The sequence below is a fragment of the Roseobacter cerffii genome, from assembly GCF_054226325.1.
Map to the genome: position 1 here is coordinate 3,590,638 of NZ_CM135757.1, position 22,118 is coordinate 3,612,755.

17 protein-coding genes are annotated in these 22,118 nt (G+C 63.5%); 9 read left to right on the forward strand and 8 right to left on the reverse strand.

Annotation, left to right across the window (positions count from 1 at the left end; all coding sequences use genetic code 11):
• The first annotated feature begins 63 nt into the window (after window positions 1-63).
• Window positions 64-1,137 carry an isopenicillin N synthase family dioxygenase gene (locus ACVC7O_RS17360; protein WP_458323373.1) on the forward strand — a complete coding sequence of 358 codons (1,074 nt, stop codon included), beginning with the start codon at window positions 64-66 and terminating at the stop codon, window positions 1,135-1,137.
• A 6-nt stretch (window positions 1,138-1,143) separates the two neighbouring features.
• Entirely contained in the window at window positions 1,144-1,599 is a 456-nt protein-coding gene (locus ACVC7O_RS17365) for a hypothetical protein (protein ID WP_458323374.1), read from the forward strand.
• Window positions 1,600-1,753: 154 nt separating this feature from the next.
• On the opposite strand, the gene ACVC7O_RS17370 is transcribed toward ACVC7O_RS17365, so the two are convergent.
• From ACVC7O_RS17370 to ACVC7O_RS17400, 7 genes are all read right to left on the reverse strand, one after another.
• Window positions 1,754-3,124: a GntP family permease gene (locus ACVC7O_RS17370; RefSeq protein WP_458323375.1), complete on the reverse strand. Its 1,371-nt coding sequence runs from the start codon at window positions 3,122-3,124 to the stop codon at window positions 1,754-1,756.
• Between the two features lie 74 nt (window positions 3,125-3,198).
• Complete coding sequence (locus ACVC7O_RS17375) at window positions 3,199-3,951, reverse strand: DUF4344 domain-containing metallopeptidase (RefSeq protein WP_458323376.1); 753 nt, start codon at window positions 3,949-3,951, stop codon at window positions 3,199-3,201.
• Window positions 3,952-4,067: 116 nt separating this feature from the next.
• The gene (locus tag ACVC7O_RS17380; RefSeq protein ID WP_458323377.1) at window positions 4,068-6,503 is read right to left on the reverse strand and encodes a GcvT family protein; all 2,436 of its coding nucleotides are present in this window, start codon (window positions 6,501-6,503) and stop codon (window positions 4,068-4,070) included.
• Window positions 6,504-6,635: 132 nt separating this feature from the next.
• Complete coding sequence (locus tag ACVC7O_RS17385; RefSeq protein WP_458323378.1) at window positions 6,636-7,607, reverse strand: LysR family transcriptional regulator; 972 nt, start codon at window positions 7,605-7,607, stop codon at window positions 6,636-6,638.
• A 150-nt stretch (window positions 7,608-7,757) separates the two neighbouring features.
• Window positions 7,758-8,579, reverse strand: a complete 822-nt coding sequence (locus ACVC7O_RS17390) for a VPLPA-CTERM sorting domain-containing protein (RefSeq protein ID WP_458323379.1) — start codon at window positions 8,577-8,579, stop codon at window positions 7,758-7,760.
• A gap of 376 nt (window positions 8,580-8,955) precedes the next feature.
• Complete coding sequence (locus ACVC7O_RS17395) at window positions 8,956-10,032, reverse strand: PLP-dependent cysteine synthase family protein (RefSeq protein WP_458323380.1); 1,077 nt, start codon at window positions 10,030-10,032, stop codon at window positions 8,956-8,958.
• Window positions 10,033-10,111: 79 nt separating this feature from the next.
• Window positions 10,112-11,002 (reverse strand): LysR family transcriptional regulator, encoded by an 891-nt coding sequence (locus ACVC7O_RS17400; RefSeq protein WP_458323381.1) that lies wholly within the window; start codon window positions 11,000-11,002, stop codon window positions 10,112-10,114.
• 86 nt (window positions 11,003-11,088) lie between these two features.
• Here ACVC7O_RS17400 and ACVC7O_RS17405 point away from each other — a divergent pair, with 86 nt between their 5' ends.
• The 5 genes from ACVC7O_RS17405 (at window position 11,089) to ACVC7O_RS17425 (ending at window position 17,240) form a co-directional block, all read left to right on the forward strand.
• A complete protein-coding gene (locus ACVC7O_RS17405; protein WP_458323382.1) occupies window positions 11,089-12,093 on the forward strand; it encodes a TAXI family TRAP transporter solute-binding subunit in 1,005 nt (334 codons plus the stop codon).
• A 30-nt stretch (window positions 12,094-12,123) separates the two neighbouring features.
• On the forward strand, window positions 12,124-14,082 hold the full coding sequence (locus tag ACVC7O_RS17410; RefSeq protein WP_458323383.1) for a TRAP transporter permease: 1,959 nt from the start codon (window positions 12,124-12,126) through the stop codon (window positions 14,080-14,082).
• Window positions 14,079-15,650: a sulfatase family protein gene (locus ACVC7O_RS17415; RefSeq protein WP_458323384.1), complete on the forward strand. Its 1,572-nt coding sequence runs from the start codon at window positions 14,079-14,081 to the stop codon at window positions 15,648-15,650. The genes ACVC7O_RS17410 and ACVC7O_RS17415 overlap by 4 nt, the downstream gene beginning before the upstream one ends.
• 371 nt (window positions 15,651-16,021) lie before the next feature.
• The gene (locus ACVC7O_RS17420) at window positions 16,022-16,666 is read left to right on the forward strand and encodes a DUF5343 domain-containing protein (RefSeq protein WP_458323385.1); all 645 of its coding nucleotides are present in this window, start codon (window positions 16,022-16,024) and stop codon (window positions 16,664-16,666) included.
• Window positions 16,659-17,240, forward strand: a complete 582-nt coding sequence (locus tag ACVC7O_RS17425; protein ID WP_458323386.1) for a Swt1 family HEPN domain-containing protein — start codon at window positions 16,659-16,661, stop codon at window positions 17,238-17,240. The genes ACVC7O_RS17420 and ACVC7O_RS17425 overlap by 8 nt, the downstream gene beginning before the upstream one ends.
• Before the next feature lie 111 nt (window positions 17,241-17,351).
• Here the strand turns inward: ACVC7O_RS17425 and lepA are convergent, their stop codons facing one another.
• Window positions 17,352-19,151 carry a translation elongation factor 4 gene (gene lepA, locus ACVC7O_RS17430; protein WP_458323387.1) on the reverse strand — a complete coding sequence of 600 codons (1,800 nt, stop codon included), beginning with the start codon at window positions 19,149-19,151 and terminating at the stop codon, window positions 17,352-17,354.
• 215 nt (window positions 19,152-19,366) lie between these two features.
• Here lepA and ACVC7O_RS17435 point away from each other — a divergent pair, with 215 nt between their 5' ends.
• Together ACVC7O_RS17435 and ACVC7O_RS17440 are read left to right on the forward strand one after the other, a co-directional pair.
• The gene (locus ACVC7O_RS17435) at window positions 19,367-20,371 is read left to right on the forward strand and encodes a Hint domain-containing protein (RefSeq protein WP_458323388.1); all 1,005 of its coding nucleotides are present in this window, start codon (window positions 19,367-19,369) and stop codon (window positions 20,369-20,371) included.
• 388 nt (window positions 20,372-20,759) lie between these two features.
• Window positions 20,760-21,764, forward strand: coding sequence for a hypothetical protein (locus ACVC7O_RS17440; protein ID WP_458323389.1), 1,005 nt, complete (start codon window positions 20,760-20,762; stop codon window positions 21,762-21,764).
• Window positions 21,765-22,118 lie beyond the last annotated feature (354 nt).

Below are 22,118 nucleotides of genomic sequence, written 5' to 3' on the forward strand. Positions count from 1 at the left end.
ATTCTGTTTACCATTTGAGCCACCCCCCGCGCCACAGTTACCCCGACTTTTGCAAGAGGGACGATGATGCGATCCAACATTTCAGACGACCAGCGCGCGCTCACCATCGATGATGCAAACCTGCCCGTGGTGGACCTCGGCGGGCTCTTCACCGACAGCGCCGAGGACAAGGCGGCGGTGTCCGCCGCCCTGGGTCAGGCCGCGCGCACATCGGGCTTTTTCTACATTACCAACCATGGCATCCCGCAGGCGCAGATCGACGCGCTTTTCGCAGCCTCAAAGGAGTTTCACGAGAAGCCGCGTCGCTACAAGATGAAGTATTGGTCGGGCTTCACCACGCACCACCGCGGCTATGTGCCCTACGAAGAGAACGGCGCAGACTTCCCCAAGTCGATCAACTTCAACGAAGCCTGGGACATGTCCTACGAGGCGCCCGAGGATCACCCCGACTACCTCGCAGACTGGCGCATGACCGGCCCCAACATCTGGCCCGACATCCCGGGCTGGAAGGACACCGTCTCGGGCTACTACGACGCCGCCTTCAACCTCGGGCTGCGCCTGCTTGATGCTCTGGCGCTGGAGCTCGGCGTCGAGACGGAGGAGCTGACGCAGCACATCACCTATCCGACCTCGCAGCTGCGCCTGCTGCGCTATATCGAGAACGATCTGCCCGCGACCAAGGAGCTGGTGGGTATCGCGGCGCACTCCGATTTCGAATGTTTCACGATCCTACTCACCGGCAGCCCCGGCTTGCAGGTGATGAATGCCGAAGATGTCTGGATCGAAGCGCCGCCGATCCCCGGTTGTTTTGTCGTTAACATCGGCGACATCTTCGAGACCTGGTCGGGCGGGCAGTTTAAATCGACCCAGCACCGCGTCACCAACATCGGGACTGAGCGCTACTCGATGCCGCTCTTCTTCGGGCTCGATTATCACACGGTGGTCGAACCGCTGGAGAAGTTCCGCACACCGGAAACGCTGGAGAAATACCCGCCGATGAAGGCGGGCGAGCACCTGATGCGCATGTCCGTAAACGCCTTCCGCTACATGGCCGATGCGCGCGCGAAAGGCGAGCTGGTGCTTGACTTCGAGGTGCCAGAGGAGAATCCTTTCAAGCGAGAAGCCAAGGACGTCTAAGAGTACATGCAGCCCCACCCCGATTTCGCGGGCACCGCCCTGCCCCGGGAGGCCACGCTTGATGCCTTCCGGCTGACCCCGCTGTCGGTCGCGCAGGTCGATGAGGATTTTGAAGCCGTGACCGGATCCACCCGGGTGTTGACGGGCCTCTTCGGCAGTGACTGGCCCGTGGGCTTGACCCGCGACGACAATCTGATCGACATGGGGTGGCATGACCGCGAGTTCACGGCGCAGCGGTCCTTTGCCTGGATCATCCGCGACAGTGACGGCCTCTATCTCGGCTGCGCCTATCTCTACCCGGAAATCGGCCTGCGCGGGAAAGGCGAGGTGGTGACCTGGATGTGTGATACGCCCGACCGGCTGGAGGCCCTTGCGGCGTTCAACACCGCCTTCTGGGATTGGCTTACGCCGTTTCTTCCCGACGATTACGCCCTGGATTGGACCAGCAACGATCAGCCCTGAAGGCTCTGACTGGGAAGCTGTGGCCTGCACACTCGCGCGTCATGGGAGGCAGACGAAGCGCCCTCCCCCCTGTCGAAGGGGGTCGGCCGCTGCCCGGCGGTGACCGCCGGGTCGATCCGCTGAACCGCTGGATGCACATCTGCACTCGGATCGCCTAGAACGCCCCCCAAGCCGTCGCGAGGGCCAGGGCGACGGCCAATGCCACGACCGGGATCGCAACGGCGACCACAAAGATCGGGCCATAGGCCTCCTTGTGGGTCAGCTTCGCGATCCCCAGCAGCGTGACCACCGCCCCATTGTGCGGCAGCGCGTCGAGCCCGCCGGTGGCCAGCGCCACGATCCGGTGCAGCGCCTGGGGGTTGATGCCATCAGCCAGCGCGAGCTCCATGTAGCGTGCGCCAAGCGCATCGAGCGCAATCGACATCCCACCCGAGGCCGAACCGGTGATCCCCGCCAGCAAACTCGCGGAGGCCGCGAGCCCAATCAGCGGGCCGCCCGCGATCTCGGCGGTGAGGGCGTTCACGGCAGCAAACGCAGGCAGTGCTGCCACAACCGCGCCAAAGCCCACCAGGGCCGCCGTGTTGAAGAGCGGCAGCAACGCGGCTTGCGCGCCCTCGGCCAGGACCTGCCGCGCATTGTTCAACCTCCGCCAGGACAACGCAAGCAACAGCAGGATCGCGCAGGTCAGCGCACCGATGAGCGCCCAGACCCCGATCACCCGCGACGGCGCAACGCCGCCCCAGGCGGGGTCGGCCAGATAGGACAGATCAAGGCGGGGCAGCACAACCTCGGCCAAGACCCAATTCGCCACGAACACCGCGAGGATCGGCAGAAGCGCCAGCCAGACCGACGGCAGATCCGCCTCCCGCGGCAAGCCCACCGAGGCTCCTACGGCGCCGTCCGGTGATCGCGCCGCGCGCGCCAGCACTGCCAGATAGAGCAGCCCGCCCCCCGCCATGATCAGCCCCGCGATCACCCCCAGCCCGGGCGCGGCAAAGGCAGTTGTCCCGAAATACGGCATCGGGATCGCGTTCTGGATCGCGGGCGAGCCGGGCAGCGCGCTCATCGTGAAGGTGAAGGCGCCCAGGGCAATTGCCGCCGGGATCAGCCGATGCGGCACCCCCGAGGCGCGGAAGAGCGCCACTGCCAGCGGATAGACCGCAAAGGCCACCACGAAGAGCGAAATGCCCCCGTAAGTCAGCGCCGCGCAGGAGAGGACCACCGCAGGAATCGCCTGGCCCGGCCCCAGCCCGCCGACAATCGCACGTGCCAGCGCCAGGGCGGCTCCCGACGCTTCCATCACCTTGCCGAAGACCGCGCCCAACAGGAACAGCGGCAGGAAGGACACGACGAAACCGCCGGTTGCAGGCATGAAGCGCTGGGTCAGCGTCGCGAAGAGTGGATCCGAGGCCAACAAGGCGGCCAGGAGGGCCATGACCGGCGCGGCCAGCAGCACGGGCCAGCCCCGGTAGACCGCGTAGATCAAGAGGCCCAAGGGCAAAAGCAGGGTCAAAAGCGACAGCATGTCGCAACCCTAAAGGGCGCGCGCAACCGCATGAGCAGGGCAATTTGCCGCAGCGCAGCATCATGCGCGCGAGACTACTGCGCCCCGCCGCCCAATTGCACTTCAAACCGCGCGATATAGGCCTCGCAAATGGTAATCCGCCGCCCGTTGCGCGCCCATCCGGCTGTGCCATCACAGTCCTCAAGGGCCAGCGTGATCCGCGAGTGCCAGTCAATCCCGGAGAGCAGCCTGTAGGCCTCCTCGGCACTGTCGCTCGCGGCCAGCGCCTCGGCAAACGGGGTCTCGGCCACGTCGAGCCCCACCTCTGTCACCCGCGCGCCCTCGGGCATGCGATACTGCGCGATGATCCGCCGCCAGCTCCGGCCCACCTCGGTCGCCGCATCCCGGCAGTCGGCGGCCGCCTCGCCCGCCAGCCCGAACTCCGCCGCCAGCGCGTCGAACCGCGCCGGGTCCTGACCATAGAGCAGACAGATCGCGCGCCCGGCGCGCTGATCATCCGCGCGATAGGCGCTGAACATGCCGGGCGTATCGCCATCGGCCAGGGTCTGCCGCGCCCGGGCGGCCACGATGTCGCCAGCGCGATCAGGCAACAGAAGGAACACGTAGATCGTCGCGAAATCATCCGCGATGTCCTCTTCCGGCCCGAGGATCGGCAGGTCAAACTCGCGCAACATCGCATGGCCGATCTCATGGGCGAGCACATGCAGCATCGCGTTCTGGGTGGCGCGCGACAGGGTCACCTCAGGCTGCGCCGCACCTGCGACAACTGCCAGACCCGCCGCGAGACCGCACCGCCGCAAGCCTTGCCGAAACGTCTTTCGCAGCATGAGACTCTCCCGATGATCCGTCGTCCATCACGCCTCCTTGGTAGGCGCGGGCGCGGCCCGAGTCACCCGCGGACACCCCGCACTGGCTCGATCCTGCCGATCAGCACCGCCCGCGGTCAGCCGCGCAGGCGGGCGTGCTCCGGGTCATAGACCACAGGGTCGATCACCTGCGCCGCCACCTCGGCCCCCAGCACATCCACCGTCAGAGCTGTCCCGACAGCCGCAACCTCGGGCGTGACAAAGGCATAGGCGAGGTTCAGCCCCGTGCGGTGCCCCCACTCCGCCGAGGTGACGGCGCCGACGATCTGATCCGCGTGCCGCACCGACGCCCCGCCCTGCGCGGGTGCCTCTGTGCTGTCGATGGCCAGCGTCACAAGCTTGCGCGTCGGCCCAGCCGCCTGCCGGGCCAACAAGGCGCCTTTCCCGATGAAGGCGCCCTTCTCCAGCTTCACAAAGCGTGACAACCCGGTCTCGAAGGGGTCGAACTCGGTCAGCAGATCCGCCTTCCAATGCAAAAACCCTTTCTCCAACCGCATCGACTCCACCGCCCGCGCGCCAAAGAGGCGCAGACCGTGCTGCGCGCCCGCGGCACGCAGGGCAAGGTAGGCCGCAGAGAGGCTCTCGTTCGGCAGGTGGATCTCATAGGCCAACTCGCCCGAAAAGCTCACCCCCAACACCGTCGCCGGGGCGATCCCGATATAGGCCTCGCGCACCGAGAGCCACGGAAACGCCGCGCGCGACCAATCCCCCCGTGCAACCGCGGCCAACACCGCGCGCGCCTTGGGCCCGGCCAGCACCAGCGTGGTCCGCGCATTGGTCAGCGACCGGATCGTCACATCCTCATCCGCGCGCAGATGGCTGGTCAGCCAGTCCATGTCATGAAACTCCGACGCCGCGGCCGAGCCATACCAGACCCGCGCGGGCCCGCGCTCTGACGCGGGCAGGTTGGCAATCGTCGCTTCCGCCTTCACACAGCCGTGGTGGTTCAGCAGATAGCACAGCCCCACCCGTCCTGCGCGCTTCGGCACCGCGCCGCAGATCATCCGGTCGAGAAAGCTCGGCACGTCCGCGCCCGTCAGCTCAAACCGGTTGAAGCCCGACACCTCGGTCAGCCCCACGCCGGCCGCGACGGCCTCGACCTCCTGTGCCACCACCTCCCGCACCTCGTTAAACCGGAACCCCAGCGTTTCGGTGAAATCCGGCTGGGGCGCGATGTAATCCACCCGCTCCCAGCCGTTGACGGTGGCGAAATGGGCGCCCTCGGCGGCCAGAACCGCCGTGAGCGGCGTTGTCTTCATCGGCCGCCCGGCGGGGCGATGCTCATGCGGGAAATGGAACCGGAACTCGTTTTGATAATCCTCGATGGCCTTCAGCGCGGTCAGCTCGACTGTCGCATGGCCGGTGAACCGCCGCGGGTCGAGCCCCCAGGTGTCATACTGCGCCTCGCCATGCACGATCTGCTGCGCGAGCAGCCAGCCGTGCCCGCCCCCCTCGCCCAGGCCTGCCCGCAGCCCGATGATGCAAAAGGCGTTGCGCTTGCCGGGGATCGGCCCCACCAGCGGCGCACCGTCGATGGTATAGGTGATCGGCCCGTTCACCACCTCGCGGATGCCCGTCTCGGTCAGCACCGGCATCCGCGCAAAAGCACCCTCCAGCACATCCGTCACCCGGTCGAGATCATCGGGGCAGAGGTCGTTGGAGAACTTCGGATCAATCCCGTCCATCCCCCAGGTGCGGCAGCCCTGCTCGTAGAACCCCAGCAGCAAGCCGCCCTTCTCCTGCCGGCAATAATAGTCGCTGATCGGGCAGCGCAGCAGCGGCATCCGCTGCCCGGCCTCGGCGATGGCGGGGATATCCTCGGTCAGGAAATACTGGTGCTCCATCGACGCCACGGGGTGGCTCACCCCCATCATCGCGCCGATCTCGTTGCAGCGATAGCCGCCTGCGTTGACCACGATCTCAGCCCGCACATCGCCCCGTTCGGTGTGCACCGTCCAGCTGTGATCGGCATGCTGCGTCAGTCCGGTGACCGGCGTGTGCCGGTTGACCTCGGCCCCCGCCAACCGCGCCCGCCGCGCCAGCGCCTGGCACAGCTGCGCGGGGTCGATATGCCCATCCGTCGGGTCCCACAGCCCGCCCAGCAGGTTCTCCGTCGAGATCAGCGGATGACGCCGCGCGCATTCCGCCGCGTCGAGCACCTCGAACTCCACCCCCATGGCCGCCGCCAGCGAGGCAAAGTGGTGATACCCATCCATCTGCGCCTGCGTATTGGCCAGCCGGATACCCCCGTCGCCATAGTTGTAACCCACCGGATACTCCGGATCGTCGCGCAGCTCCTGATAGAGCGCGATGGAATGGCGCTTCAGCCCCACCATCGTCTGCGTCATCCCGAAATTGGTGACCTGTGCCGCCGAATGCCAGGTGGTGCCGGACGTCAGCTCATCACGCTCGAGCAGCATCACATCGGTCCAGCCCTCCTGCGTCAGGTGATAGAGCGCCGAACACCCCGCGATCCCGCCGCCAATCACCACCACCCGCGCCTGATCCCGCATGCCCGCCCTCTCCGATATCGATCTCACTCACCTGCGCTCATCAAGCGGCGCGCACCCGCCCTCAATCGAAAACCAACAGTTCCAATATTTTCGAAACTATTATTCACAACGTCGGATGGGCCATCGCGCCGCTCACCCCTCGGTGCCGCGCGCGACAAAGCCCTCCTGCAGCCACGGATGCGTGCGGCAGAGCGGCTCGATTGCCAGGCGCGTGATGCTCTGGCGCACGAGGGTGGCAATAGCCTGGGCCATGCGCGCATCGAACTCCTGCCGCGCCATCAGCGAGATGCGGCGCGCAAAGGGCGCCAGCGGCAGCGGCTGCAGATCCACCTGTCCCGCGTATCTCTGCGCCCGCGCGCACCCCAGCGGTGTGACAAGCGACCAGCCACCGCCGCTCGCGATCACCGCCATAATCGACTGCACGCTGTCGAAGATGAACCGCTCCGGCAGGCTCACCCGGTTGCGCCGCAGATGCGCGTCGATCTGCTTGCCGATCAGGTGCCCCGGGTTGAACCGCAGAAACGGAAGCCCCGAGGCCCCGGCCACGAAGGCCCGCGGCTCCACATCTGAAACACGCGGCTTGACCAGCAGAAAAGGATCGCGCGCCAAGGGCTCAACGATCAGATCCCGTGGCGGCTCCGTCGCTTCGGCGGCAATCGCCACGTCCAGCGCGCCGGTACGCAGCAGGTCAGACGCCTGGTGGCTGAGGATGTGGCTGAGCGTCAGCGTCGCGCGCGGCATCCGCGCCGCCAGCGTGACCGCAAGGTCCGGCGCGACATTGCTCTCGAAATCCTCGACGATCCCGATGCGCAGCGCGCGGGTGCCCAGCAACCCGCCGACCGCGGTCTCGCTCGTCGCGCGCCGCAGGTGCTGCAGCCCCAGCGACAGGTGATGCAGCGCCTCGCGCCCCTCCCGTGTCAGCACGAAGGGGCGGGACGAGCGATCAAACAGGGTCGCCCCCAACTCCGCCTCCAACCGGCTCACATGATGCGAGACCGAGGAAATCGACACCCCCATTTCGCGCGCGGCACGGCGCACGGACCCTGATCGCGCCACATGCTCGAAGGCCTCGAACACCTGGAGCGACAGCTTCGGCAGCGGCATGATCAGGCCTCCAACTGTTTCGTATTTTGAGAAACTGTTGAACCCCTTTACGCAGAAGTCAATCCCGATCCGCCATGTGCCTCGGGACAGACCGATCAACCGGCCCCACCCGGCCCGCGCAAAAACCGCCGTACGTCCGCGCGCGCCCGGTCAGGCGCGCGCGGTCCGGCGGCGCCCCAGAACGCCAAGACCAAGCGCTCCGGCCAGCAGCAGCGGCAGGCTCGCGGGCAGAGGCACTGGTGCAGGCATCTCCGTCTCGCCCGTCACCGGCGTGAACCGACCCGTCGAGCGCACCGACCAGCTGCCATCAACCACCAGCATCCCCTCGAAGAACGCACCGAGCGGCGCTTCATTGCCCAGCACCCCGTTCAGCCGCATCGAGGCGAAGAACTCCTCGCCCGCGCCGACTTCGTGGGTCAGTTCAAACAGCAAGCTGCGCGTCAAGCTGGGCGTATCGAGCTGCGGGTCCGTGTCAAACAGCGTGTCGTACCGTGTCGTCGACGGGCCACCCACGCCGCCAAGCTGCAGGCTCAGCCCATAGCCATAATAGTTGCGGAGCGGCGCAAGGTCGGAGGTGATGTCATGGGTTGCATCAATCTGGTAGCGCAGCGTGACCAGACCTGCGGTCTCGGCGAGGAACCGGCGCTCCTCGCCCACAGTGCCAAAGCTGTCGCTCAGCTCATCCGGCGTGTTCGCAGCGACACCCCCGAAGGCCGAAATCCGGTGACTGCGCAGCTCGGGCAAGACCTTAACCGTCACCGAAGAGAACGCACCCGATCCTGTGTCCTCCGTGATCGCGTCGACCTCGACGCCATCGGGATGCTCAAACGGGTTCAGCGGCTCAAGGCTTTCCCGTTGCTCCGTTACCTGTGTCGACGCCTTGGCAAAGGCCGACACGGTGCCCGCCTCGGCGGTCTGGACAGCGGCAGCCAGCGCCGTGCCCATCAAAAAACTCAAAAGAATGCGGTTCATCTTGATCTCCAGTTTATCGAATATGGCCGTCGGTCGTCGCCCACCGTGGGAGCATCACGCCGCGACCCCGCACAGCCCTACCGCGCGCCTGCACCGCAAACTTGAGGATTGTCTGGTCAGTATCTGAAGATTGTTCGAAACCAGCGCCGATCAGGCGGCGCCGCAGGGCTGTCAGTCCTGTGGCGGCGCAATTGGGGCATTGTGCCGCCCGGCGTCAAGTTCGGCAGCATGACACCGCTGGTGACCAAATCGTGGCAGCAGGTCGGCACACCCCAAGCAAGCCATCGCACAGGGTCGCAGCATCACCCGAGGCAGCGGTGAGCCCGGGCGCCCGGCCCCGCGCGCCGGAGCGCCCGCATCACGCCAGGGCTGGCCGTTACTCCGCGGCCATTTGCGCCGAGGGTGTCGACATCGAAATCGCGCGTTCCTCGTCGGTCATCTCTTCCTCGACCCCCTCGAAGAGCGGCGTGGACAGATACCGTTCGCCCGTATCCGGCAGCATCACCAGCATGACCGAGCCCTCCGGCGCGGTTTCCGCCAGCTTCATCGCAACCGCAAAGGTCGACCCGCCCGAGATGCCGGTGAAGATGCCCTCGCCCGCCGCAAGCCGTTGCGACCACTTGATCCCCTCAGGCCCCGCAATCGGGATCAGCTCATCGTAGTAGCCCTTGTCGATCGCCTCCTGCAGCACCCAGGGGATGAAATCGGGCGTCCAGCCCTGGATCGGGTGCGGCTCAAAATTCGGGTGGCTCTCCGTCGGCTGATGGCCATCGTTGCGCGTGTTCACATAGCCTGAGCCCACCAGGGCCGCATTCGCAGGCTCGGTCAGGATGATCTTGGTGTCAGGCCGCTCCTTGCGCAGCACGCGCCCCACGCCCGAAACTGTCCCGCCGGTGCCATAGCCGGTGATCCAATAGTCCAGCTTCTGCCCCTCGAAGTCCGCCAGGATTTCGCGCGCCGTGGTGGTCTCATGCATATCCGCGTTGTCCGCGGTCTCGAACTGGCTGGCGAGGAACCAGCCGTTCTGCTCGGCCAGCTCCTTGGCCTTGGTGTACATCCCAAAGCCCTTGAGCGCGCGTGGTGTCAGCACCACCTTCGCGCCGAGAAACCGCATCAGCCGCCGCCGCTCGACCGAGAAACTGTCGGCCATGGTCACCACCAGCGGATAGCCCTTGGCCGCACAGACCATCGCAAGGCCAATGCCGGTGTTGCCCGAGGTCGCCTCCACCACGGTCTGCCCGGGTGCCAGACGCCCCTCGCGCTCCGCCGCCTCGATGATGTTCAGCGCCAGCCGGTCCTTGACCGACCCCGCGGGGTTGAACGCCTCGAACTTCACATAAACGGTCACATGCTCCGGCGCGATCCGGTTCACCCGGATGCACGGGGTGTCACCCACCGTATCGAGCACGCTGTCGTAAAGCTTCCCCCGGCCCGTTGTTGTCCGTTGTCCCATGTCACCCTCCGTTTGCAATCTGCCGCAAGAGTGCCACAGCGCGCGGCCGCTGCCTAGCGCCAGACCGCGCGGCCAGCATTCACCCCGCCGCAAGCTGTGCCAGAAACCGCTCTTCCACCGGGCTCAACGGCGTGCCGCTGCGCCGGATCGTCCCGATGGGCCGGTGGAACTGCGGGTGATCAAACTCCAGAAACTGCAGGCGCTCCTCCAGATAGGGCGCGGTCGTCACGCGCGGCATGGTGGTGATCAGGTCCGTATCGGCAATGATCTCCAGCACCGAGCGGATCGAATCCGTCTCGCAGACGATATGCATCGCACTCACCCCCGAGGCCGTCATCGCCGCCTCCGTCTGCTGCCGCAACAGGCTGCCCCGTGAATGCGCAAGCCAGACCTGCGTGTCGAGATCCGAGGGCATCACCCGCGCCAGCGCCGTCAGCGGATGCCCGACACGGCACAGGATGCCGACGCGATCATCGATCAACGGCGCAAAGGCCAGCCCCGCCGTCGGGTCCGCAAGGCTGCGCGGCCCAAAGACGAGATCCACCTGCCGCCGCTCCAACATGCTGCGCAGCTCATGCACCAGCCCCGTCCGCATCTCGACCACGCAATTGGCGTTCTCGCGGATGAACCGCCCCAGCGCCGTGCTGAGAAACCGGCCCGCCACGATGGGCGGCGCGCCGATGCGCAGCTCGCCCACCGCCCCCTTGGCCGACTGGTCCGCCACCACGCTTGCCTGCTCTTCGGCCAGACGGATCGCCTGTCCATTGCGCGCCAGCCGCAGGCCCAGCGCATTCGGCACCGATTTGCGGCCATCGCGGTTGAACAGCGCTGCGCCCACCCGCGCCTCCAGCGCCTTCATATTCCGGCTGAGTGCGGGCTGCGTCAGCCCGATCCGGTCCGCCGCCGACTGGAACGACCCCGCCTCCACGATGACGGACAGATGAGCCAGGTGTTTCGGGTCCAGTTTCATAGCAATTGCTTATCTAATGTGCCTGATGTTTGATTATATCAAATGCGATCTCTCTGCTAGATTTGCTGCAATCAAGGGAGGAATTCATGTTCAACGTCAGAAAAATCGCAGCCGTGGCTGCGGTGGTGATGGCCGCCGTTGTCCCGGCCTCTGCCAGCGCGCAAATCTTCAAGGGCGAGACCGCAGGGGTCGGCGACCCGGTGCACACCATGTTCGTCACCTTCGCCAACCAGGCGGGCAAGGCGGGCGTCGACATCCAGGTCAACGCCGGGCAGACGCTCACCAAATCCATGCTGAAAGGCGGCCGGGAGGAGATCGACTTCTTCTCCACCGTGCCCTCGCTCGTCAACCTGATGAAGGGCCAGCAGCGGATGTATGAAAAGGTCGAAGACGCGCCCGCCGCCGCGGGCCAGCTGCGCGCGATCCTCGGCTTCAAGGCCGGGGCCTATCACCCGATCACGCTGGCCGGCTCCGGCATCGAAAGCTGGGAGGACCTGAAGGGCAAGACGATCTTCACCGGCCCGCCCGCGGGCTCGGCCTCGGCCACCTCCGAGGCGCTGATCAAGATCATCACCGGGTTCGAGGCGGGCACCGATTACACCGCCGTACGGCTGAGCTGGGGCGAAGGCTTTGCCGCGCTGGCCGACAACAAGATCGACATGATGGTCCGCCCCGCCGAGATCGGCTCCTCCAAGATCGAGCAATTCGGCCTCTCGGGCGAGTTCCGCATCCTGTCGATCCCCGAGGAGGTTGTGGGTTCCGAGGCCATGCAGGCACTCTTCGGGCGCCCGGGCCGGGGGATGATCCAGTTTGACGGCGGCACCTACAAGGGGCAGCAGACGCAAGGCGAGATCACGGCGCTTGGCTTCACCCAATTCGTCGGCACCCATGCCAGCGTCTCCGATGACGTGGTCTACAGCGCCACCAAATCCTTCTGGGAAAACCTCGAGGAGGTGCACGCCACCGCCTTCTTCCTCAAGGACGTGACACCCGAAAGCGCCTTCACCTCGGTGAACGTGCCGCTGCATCCGGGGGCCGCGAAATACTACGACGAAGCGGGCATCGCGATCCCGGATGCGCTGCGCCCCTGACGCTCCGATCACGGGCGCAAAGATGCGCCCGTGTCCACCCCGCGCCCGGATAGCACGCTCATGACACCCGAGACCCACAGCCGCAGCCGCACCGCCACGCTCTATGCCTGGCTCTCGGCCCTTGCTTGCTTCGCGCTTGGCGCCATCGCGCTCTACAGCTCCGGTGTCGGGCTGATCGAGCCCAAGCTGCACCGCGCCGCAGGCTTCGCCTTTGCCCTGATCGCTGGCGTGGCCGCCGCCCGCGTCCGCCGCGAGGCCAACGGTCCGGTGACCGGCGCCCGCGCCAGCCTGCACCTCATCCTTGATGCGCTGATGGTCTTGGCCGGGCTCTGGGCGATCTGGTCCTTCCACTTCGTACAGACCCAGATGGAGGTGGCGCTCTACGACGTGACCCGCGCCGACGCCTGGCCCGCGCTCGCCGGGCTCGTGGTCTTTCTCGAGCTTTGCCGCCGCCTCTGGGGCTGGGGGCTTTTCGGCGTCGGCGCCTTCGGCGTGCTCTACCTGCTCTATGGCCAAGACCTGCCGGGCATCCTGGCCCACACCGGGTTTTCGCTGAAAGAGGTGGCCGAGGCGCTGTGGTACAACACCAACAAGGGCGTCTTCGGCTCGATCACCAACATCGTGCTCTCCACCGTCTTCATCTTCATCATCTTCGGCGTCCTGCTCGAAGGCACCGGCGCGGGCGACACGCTGCTGAAGTTCGCCTTCCTCGTGACGCGCCGCACCCGCGGCGGACCCGCCCATGCGGCCATCCTCGCCTCCTCGATGTTCGGCACCATGTCGGGCTCGACCGTCGCCAACATCGTCGGCACCGGCACCTTCACGATCCCGATGATCAAGAAACGCGGCTTCAGCCCCACCTTCGCCGCAGGCATCGAGGCCACCGCCTCCTCCGGCGGGCAGATCATGCCGCCGATCATGGGCGCCGCGGCCCTCGTCATGGCTGACCTCACCGGCGTCGGCTATCTGAACATTATCGTCGCCGCACTCTTTCCGGCGCTCTTTTACTACTTCAGCCTGTTCTCCGCCGTCACGGTCGAGGCCCGCCGCCAGGGCATCGAGGTCCAGCCGCTCTCCATGGACGACCGGATCACCCGTGTCGATCTGATCAACTCGGTGCTCTTTCTCGGCCCGATCGCCACGATCATCGGCTGCCTGCTTGGGGGCTTTTCCACCTCTGCCGCCGGGTTCTACGCGGTGGTCGTGCTGCTCGCGCTCTCGGTGATCAACCCGCAGGTCCGCTCAGATCCCGCGCGCGTCTGGCACTCCTTCCTCAAGGGCGCACAATCCGGTGCCACGCTGCTCATCGCCATCGCCGCCATCGGTGTGCTGGTGGGCTCACTCGATTCCACCGGGCTCGGGCTCAAGCTGGCCAATGTCATCGCCACCATTCGCGGCGAGAGCCTGTTCTCCGCCCTGCTCGTGGCCATGGTGGGTGCGCTGATCCTCGGCATGGGCATGCCCACCCTGCCCGCCTACCTGATCATCATCCTGGTGATGGGCCCCGCGATCCAGGCGCTTGGCGTCTCGATGCTCACCGCGCATATGTTCGTCTTCTACTACGGGGTGGCCTCCTCTCTCACCCCACCGGTCGCCATCGCCGCCTATGCCGCCGCCCCCATCGCCGGGGCCAACCCGCTGATGACCGCCTTCATGTCGTTCCGGCTCGGCATGGCCAAGTTCATCATCCCCTTCGTCTTCGCCTTCTACCCCACTGTGCTGATCATCGAGGATTTCAGCCTCCTGCCTTTCCTCTGGATCGTTGCACGCACCTGCTTTTGCATCTGGCTCTTCTCCTCCGCGCTCTCCGCCTACGACCGCCGCAAACTCTCGGTCCCTGAGATCGTCGCGCGGTTTGTCACCGCCTTCACCCTGCTGGCCCCCGATCCGCTCTTCCACCTGCCCGCGCTGCTTGCCGGGCTCGGGCTGATCCTCTGGGACATCCAGGCCGCGCGGCTGCACCGCCCCACGCCCGAGGCCCCCTCGTGACCAAGCGCCCGAACTTCCTCTTCATCATCACCGACCAGCACCGCGCCGACCACCTCGGCTGCGGCGGCAACCCGACGGTGCGCACGCCCCACATCGACAGCATCGCCGCCAAAGGCACCCGGTGGGACCGCTTCTACGTCGCCAACCCGATCTGCATGCCCAACCGCGCCTCGATCATGACGGGCCGCATGTGCTCGGCCCATGGCGCGCGGCATAACGGCATCCCGCTCTCCAGGGACCACACCACTTTCGTGGAACTGCTGCGCGACGCGGGCTACCGCACCGGCCTCATCGGCAAATCCCACCTGCAAAGCTTCACCGGCCTGCCCGCCACCAACACCTTCACCCCGGACGACAGGCTGCACACGCCTCGCCCCGACCTGCGCGACGCGATCAAGAACAACCGGCACAGTGCCGACTATGACCTCGAAGTCGTCCCCAAATGGGACCGCCCGCTGGCCGAGCGCCTGACCGGCGACTTCTACGGCTTCGACCACGTGGAGATCGCCGCCGACCACGGCGATCAGGCCTCGGGCGACTACCTGCTCTGGGCCCGCGCCCAGCGCCCCGATTTCGACCAGCTCACCGGTCCCGCCAACGCCCTCCCCGACACCCGGATCACCGCCCCCCAGGCCTGGCGCACCGCCGTCCCAGAGGAACTCTACTCCACCTCCTGGATCGCCGACCGCAGCGCCACCTGGCTCGCCCAACGCGCCAAGGACGACGCGCCCTTCTTCCTGCAAATGTCCTTCCCGGACCCGCACCACCCCTTCACGCCGCCCGGGCGCTACTGGGACATGTACGACCCCGCCCAGATCACCCTGCCCGCCACCTTCGGCCAGGGCGACCTGCCCCCGATCCGCGCCATGCGCACAGCCCTCGCCACCGGGACCGACCCGCGCGACAACCAGAACCCCTTCGCCGTGACCGAAGACGAGGCCCGCGCCATCATCGCCCTCACCTACGGCATGATCACCATGATCGACGACGCCATCGGGCGCGTGCTCGCCCATCTCGACACGCTCGGGCTGGCCGAGGACACCATCGTCATCTTCACCTCCGATCACGGCGACTACATGGGCGACCACGGGCTGATGCTGAAGCTACTGCTGCACTACCAGGGGATCATCCGCGTCCCCTTCCTGTGGCACGACCCCACAGCGCCCGCCCATGGCAAGGTCGACGCGGGCCTCGGCTCCTCCATCGACATCGCCCCCACGATCCTCGCCCGCGCGGGCATCCAGGCTTTCAACGGCATCCAGGGCCGCGATCTGCTCAGCGCCCCACCGCCCGAAGCCATCATCGTCGAGGAGGACAGCCAGCGCGTCATGACCGGCTTCGATCGCCCCCAGCGCGTGCGCACCGTGGTCACCGACCGCTACCGCATGTCCCTGCGCGAAGGCGAGGCCTGGCACGAACTCTACGATCTCGAGGCCGACCCGGGTGAGGCCGAAAACCTCTTCGAACGCCCCACCAGCCAAGAGGTCCGCCACGCCCTCACCGAAATCATGCTCCGCCGCATGATCGCCCTGCAGGACCGCGCGCCCCTTCCGGCGTATCGGGCGTAGGCGCCGGTCTTTCTACGTCGGTCGTCAACGACAGTGCCGCCTCTTACACCGGCGGAGCAGGCGCTTTTGAAGTTGGCGATGCCCTCTATGTGGAGTGCCGCGCCCGAACCGAGGGGGTTGGCACCGGTCCGGGCGAAGCACGGCAATTGATCCGGGGGATCAATTGAGGTGGCAACGGGCGGAGCCCCGGGAGAGAGGTGCTTTTGAAGCTGATGACTTGTCGTGAGCAGAGAACCGCGCCCGAACCGAGGGGCGGGAAAAAGCGAAGCGCCCGCCCCGTGGGGGCGGTTCGGGCGCTGCACATTCTTTGAATGTGCATTTTGCTCAATTTCTACTATAAGTTAATCGATCTATTATTTTAGGAATGAGAAATGGCTCTCCCAAAGGCATACCTTACCAGTACCAAGAACTTAGCAGCGATCCTGAATGCGATAAAATCAGGACAGGCACCTGAGAAGTTTACGCAACGTTTTTTAGAAACATTAGGTTTCAAGTCAGCCGCTGATCGGTTGATCATAGGAGTTCTGAAGCAACTGGACTTCCTTGACTCCGAAGGTAAACCTAAAGATCGGTACTTTAGATTTTTAGATCAATCCCAGTCAGAAATTGTTCTGGCAGAAGCAATTAGGGACGCCTACTCCGACCTCTTTACTATAAGACGCGACGCTCAAAGCTTCTCGAATACCGAAGTAATCAATAAGGCAAAAACGCTATCGCAAGGACAAATGAGCGACTCCGTTCTGAAGAAATTCGCATTAACTTTCTCAGCGCTTTGCGGCCAAGCCGATTTCTCAAAAAGTAGTAAAGAAACCGAGAAACCTGCTGCTATACAAGAAGACGCAGTGAGCGAGAAAACAAAGGCTGAAGAGCCGCCACAACTAGTCAGTAGTGACGTACGTGAAAAACTAACTTTGGGTGGTTTGCATTACAACATCCAGATCATACTACCACCTTCTCGTGATCCCAAAGTATATGATGCGCTATTCAAAAGCCTTAAGGAGCATTTGATTGACTAGTATTGACAGGCTCTATGCAGGACTCTTTAAGGCGCTTCTTACGGAAGAAGCATTGGATAAAGCAGGGCGCCGAAGCAATTCCGAGCTTGGAATAGAGTACGACGGCATTCGCAACTTGGCTGGCGCAGACAGCTTAGACGAGCTTCACGTGGCAAACGCTACGCTTATGTCAGCAGTGTATTTGACGATAGCCGCCTTTGAAAACTCCGTGAGAGAGCTGATCTCGAAAACTCTACTTGAAGAGGTGGGCGCCGACTGGTGGGAAAAATGCGTACCAAACTCCGCTCGCAAAGCAGCTGAAAAACGCAAAGATGAGGAAGAAAAGGTCAAGTGGCACACCCAACGGGGAGACGACCTTATCCAATTCACAATGTTACCTAACCTTTTGGCAGTTATACGCAATAACTTCGAGCACTTCGAAGCATCAATAAACGACATTGAATGGGCATCTAGTATTTTTGACACCGTTGAGCGATCCAGAAACGTAATCATGCACAGCGGATCACTGAGTAAAAGAGATATTTCCCGTCTTGGTTCGTCAATAAGGGACTGGACAAGCCAAGTATCTACCTAAACGTAAAACTTGGAGTCGCCGAACCCCAACTGAACCGCGATGCGGCCGCAATTTTGCTGCGCAAAACCGCTTACCCGCACTGGCCTTCCTCAGCGCGGAAAATGAATGGCGTCAGCCATCCATTTTCAGAGCGCTGATGAACGCTTCTTGCGGGATATCCACCTTCCCGAACTGACGCATCTTCTTTTTCCCCGCCTTCTGCTTATCCAGCAGCTTGCGTTTCCGCGTCGCGTCCCCGCCATAGCACTTGGCCGTCACGTCCTTGCGCATCGCCGAGAGCGTCTCGCGCGCGATCACCTTGCCGCCGATGGCCGCTTGGATCGGGATCTTGAACATATGCCGGGGGATCAGGTCCTTCAGCTTCTCGACCATCGCGCGTCCGCGCATCTCTGCCCGGTCGCGGTGCACCATGGTTGACAAAGCATCCACAGGTTCGTCGTTCACCAGGATCGACATCTTCACCAGCTTGTCCTCGCGGTACCCGATCATCTGGTAATCGAATGACGCATAGCCCTTCGTGACCGATTTCAGCCGGTCATAAAAATCAAACACCACCTCGTTGAGCGGCAGGTCATAGACCACCATCGCGCGGCTGCCCGCATAGGTCAGATCGAGCTGGATGCCCCGCCGGTCCTGGCAGAGCTTCAGCACATCGCCCAGATAGTCATCCGGCACCAGGATCGTCGCCTTGATCCGCGGCTCCTCCAGGTGATCCACCAGCGTCAGGTCGGGCATGTCCGCCGGATTGTGCAGCTCCATCATCTCCCCGTCTTTCAGGTGGATGTGATAGATGACGGAAGGAGCGGTCGTGATCAGCTCGATGTTGTACTCGCGCTCGATCCGGTCGCGGATGACCTCCAGATGCAGGAGCCCCAGGAACCCGCAGCGGAACCCAAAGCCCAGCGCAGCGCTGGTCTCCATCTCATAGGAAAACGACGCGTCATTCAGCGCCAGCTTCTCGATCGCATCGCGCAGATCCTCGAACTCGGCTGAATCCACCGGGAAGAGGCCACAGAACACCACCGGCTGGCTCGGCTTGAACCCCGGCAGCGCATCTTCCGTGCCCTTCTTCTCATGGGTGATCGTGTCGCCCACGCGCGTGTCGCGCACCTGCTTGATCGAGGCCGTCAGGAACCCGATCTCCCCCGGCCCCAACTCGTCAATCACCGTCATCTCCGGGCGGAACACCCCGATCCGGTCCACATGATGCACCGAATTGTTCGACAGCATCCGGATGCGCTCGCCCTTCTTCAGCACCCCGTCCATGATCCGCACCAACACGATCACGCCGAGATAGCTGTCGTACCATGAGTCCACCAGCATCGCCTTCAGCGGCGCATCGCGGTTGCCTTTCGGCGCGGGCAGATGCTGCACAATGCTCTCCAGCGTCTCGGTGATCCCCTGCCCGGTCTTGGCCGACACCTGAATGGCGCCCGACGCGTCAATCCCGATCACGTCCTCGATCTGCTCCGCCACCCGGTCACAATCGCTCGCCGGCAGGTCGATTTTGTTCAAGACGGGCACGATCTCGTGATCCGCATCAATCGCGTGATACACATTCGCCAGCGTCTGCGCCTCGACCCCTTGCGTCGAATCCACCACCAGCAACGAGCCCTCGACCGCCCGCATCGACCGCGACACCTCATAGGCGAAATCCACATGCCCCGGCGTGTCGATCAGGTTCAGCACATAGTCCTCGCCATTCGCCGCCGTGTAATTGATCCGCACCGTCTGCGCCTTGATCGTGATCCCCCGCTCGCGCTCGATATCCATGCTGTCGAGCATCTGCTCCTTCATATCCCGGTCCGCCACCGTGTTGGTGGACTGGATCAGGCGGTCAGCCAGCGTCGATTTCCCGTGATCGATATGCGCCACGATGGAGAAATTGCGGATATGTGAAAGCGGTGTCATGCAGCGGATATGTAGGGGTTTTGTGGCTTGGTCAAGATCGCGAACGCCGCACCGACACCCACCCCACCGGGAAGCCCCCGCCCCGACACAACCCACGGGCCCCCCACCCCGCCAAAAACCATAAAAAAACCGTTAATCCGCCGCGACCGCTCCGCACTCCTGCGCGATCCGACAGGGTGGCGTGCCCCGTGCGCCACCTGAAGGAGCCTGCCCACGTGCCATACGACATCTACGTCCTGCCCGAAAACCTGATGACCATCGCAGGTGGCCAGCTCGACGGCGTCGACCAGGGCGATGGCTCGCATCTCGACGGGCTCACCATCACGCTCAATTCCTCGCTCTGGGTGCCGATCTCCATCAACGACGACGACACCGACTTCAGCGACAACGACAGCTCACAGACGCTCAACGGCGATCAGACCATCGGCACCGAAACCTTCACCGACGGCACCCGCGTCGAGGCCGAGTTCAGCTTCGTGCTGAGCGACGGCGTGAACGAATGGACCGTCATCGCCTTCAACGTGAACAACTCCTCGCCCAGCTACGCCACCGTCGAAGGGCTTGCCTTCATTGGCGGGCCGGGTGGGTTTCCGCCGCGCGACGTCCCGCTCACGGTCTCCGATCCCGGCGAGGGCCCCTCCTTTGCCCAGGCCGCCTATGCCACGCCGGTCTGCTTCACCAGCGCGATGCGGATCGAGACGGCCCAGGGCCCGCGCCGCGCCGACCAGATCACCCCGGGCATGCTGCTCAAGACCCGCGATCACGGGCTGCAGCGCGTGCTCTGGACCGGGTCCCGCACCGCTCCCGCTGCCGCCCGTTTCACACCGGTCCACATCGCCGCCGGCACCTTGGGCAGCACTGATGATCTGCTGGTCTCCCAGCAACACCGCGTGCTGCTCACCGGCTGGCAGGCCGAAATGCTCTTCGGACAGCCCGAGGTGCTGGTGCCCGCGCGCTACCTCACCGACCTGCCCGGCGTGACCCTGCAGATCGGCGGCGCGGTCACCTATCACCACTTCCTGCTCGAAGAACACGCGGTGCTCTCCAGCGGCGGCCTCTGGAGCGAGAGCTTCCACCTCGGCCACCAAGCCCTCCGCGCGCTCCTGCCGGAGGCGCACGACCAGATCCGCGCCGACTTCCCCGAATTGATTGGTCGCGAAACGGCGTATCAGACTCTGCGCAAACACGAGGCAGCGGCGCTGGTGGGGCTGGCGGCTTAAGTTTGATTACTTTCATGCGATTGGTCGATGGGGCCTCGCGTCCCGAAGAATGGAAATTGCAGTTGAGCGATGGCAGTGACATACTGTTGTCACCGGTCAATAAGACTGGCCCATCATTGTGACAAGAGTGCTTTGAAACGTTACTGACTTTATGGACAAAGGGCACGAAAAACTGGCAAATTGGGTGGAAGGGCTACCCGTTCAAACAACCGCACTTGTAGTTGAAAGAATGCTCCAAATGGGAGCTATTCGCTATCTGGACTGGTATCTGTCAAACCGACAGTCTTCTCATTCAGATCGATACCAAATACAATTGGAATTAGTGATCATGACATGCCTACGTGATCTTGTTTCACTTCGATCTTTTCGACGCAGACAGACAAAGAAAATGCAAGAGCTTTGTCTTGCCCGGGTATATTTCTCACGGCAAAACCGTGGGAGGGGCGTGAAGCTAGACGGGAGCTACACACCATTTTTGGGATGGCCGCAAGTACTTGCCGAACCGAGTATCTCTAAGACTGATGTCATAGCAAAGCTCATAGATGTTGCTGACAACAGTAATCTTCTCGATTTAATCTCGGACCAGATTGGCAGATCCCAAAGCCAAATACTCCCTAAACTTAACAGGTTACATCTCGCAACAAAAGACATACACGATGCCTGGGGACGGCTTAGTGACCAAAGCGATAGGGCGCCTGATTTCGAATTCTTTGTGAACTTCTTTCGAGATGAAATCCATGGAAGCCATTTAACTGCGTCATTAATTGATCAAGTTGCATCCATACCAGATGAAATTTGGGAAGCAGGCCCTACGAAAATTTCAATGCAAATCAAACTCATACAAGGAGATGCCGAAGAAAGAAGAGTGGAAGCTTTCGGAGCCGGCAATCCTAATGGAAGAAGCGCCCAAGGAACCTCTGTCGCCGCAAGAATTGAGCAGAACTATGATGCAATCATATTCTCTGTGATGGGATTGCTCGCGCACCTATCCGAATACCGAGAAAGCGTGCAATTGATGAACCGATTGGACCGCGACGACTTGCTAAGCGTTGTTGATGATCTATCAAAAAAACTGAAAGAACTGCTCTCAATGCTTCCGAGCCAACCCGAAACCACCAAATCCAAAGACCAAGGTGAATATGTTCGATGGCTAGGCGACTATAGGTCGCTCGTATTAAGTGTAGCGAAACGCTACACCGAACCTGAAAACGCAGCCGAGGCGACCGTACCGGTCGGAATTATTCTGGGTTGCACCGGTGTCGGAGCGCTGATCGGAGGACCCGTTGGCGCAGGAGCAGGCGGAGTGGTCGGTGGACTATTGAGCAATCAGATGAAACCAGGGCAAGCTGCAAAGGCACTCCTAGACAGTGCCTCGACACCGCCGGACCAATGACTAATTCTCCGTCTACTACTATGCAGTGTCCGGACCGCCCCCGCCGTGCGGTAGACGCGCCTTCGGGGTGACGCAGACGCTTCCAGGTCGAGGCGCAGTCTGGATGTCGGCCAATGGAACGGACGCAAGGCGTCTGCTGGGTTGTTACTTCATCCCGCCCCTCGGTTCGGCCGCTTGGGTGCACAACACCCGACGGAGATGCAGAGCGATGGCGCAGCCATCGCGGACTCGACGCGCCGCTCGAAACGAACACTGCTCGACAAACGACCCCAGCCATGGCTTCGCCCGTTCGATCCTGAAACTGTCCACTGAACAGTTTCCGAGACGGGCCTCACCATTAACCCCTCATCAACG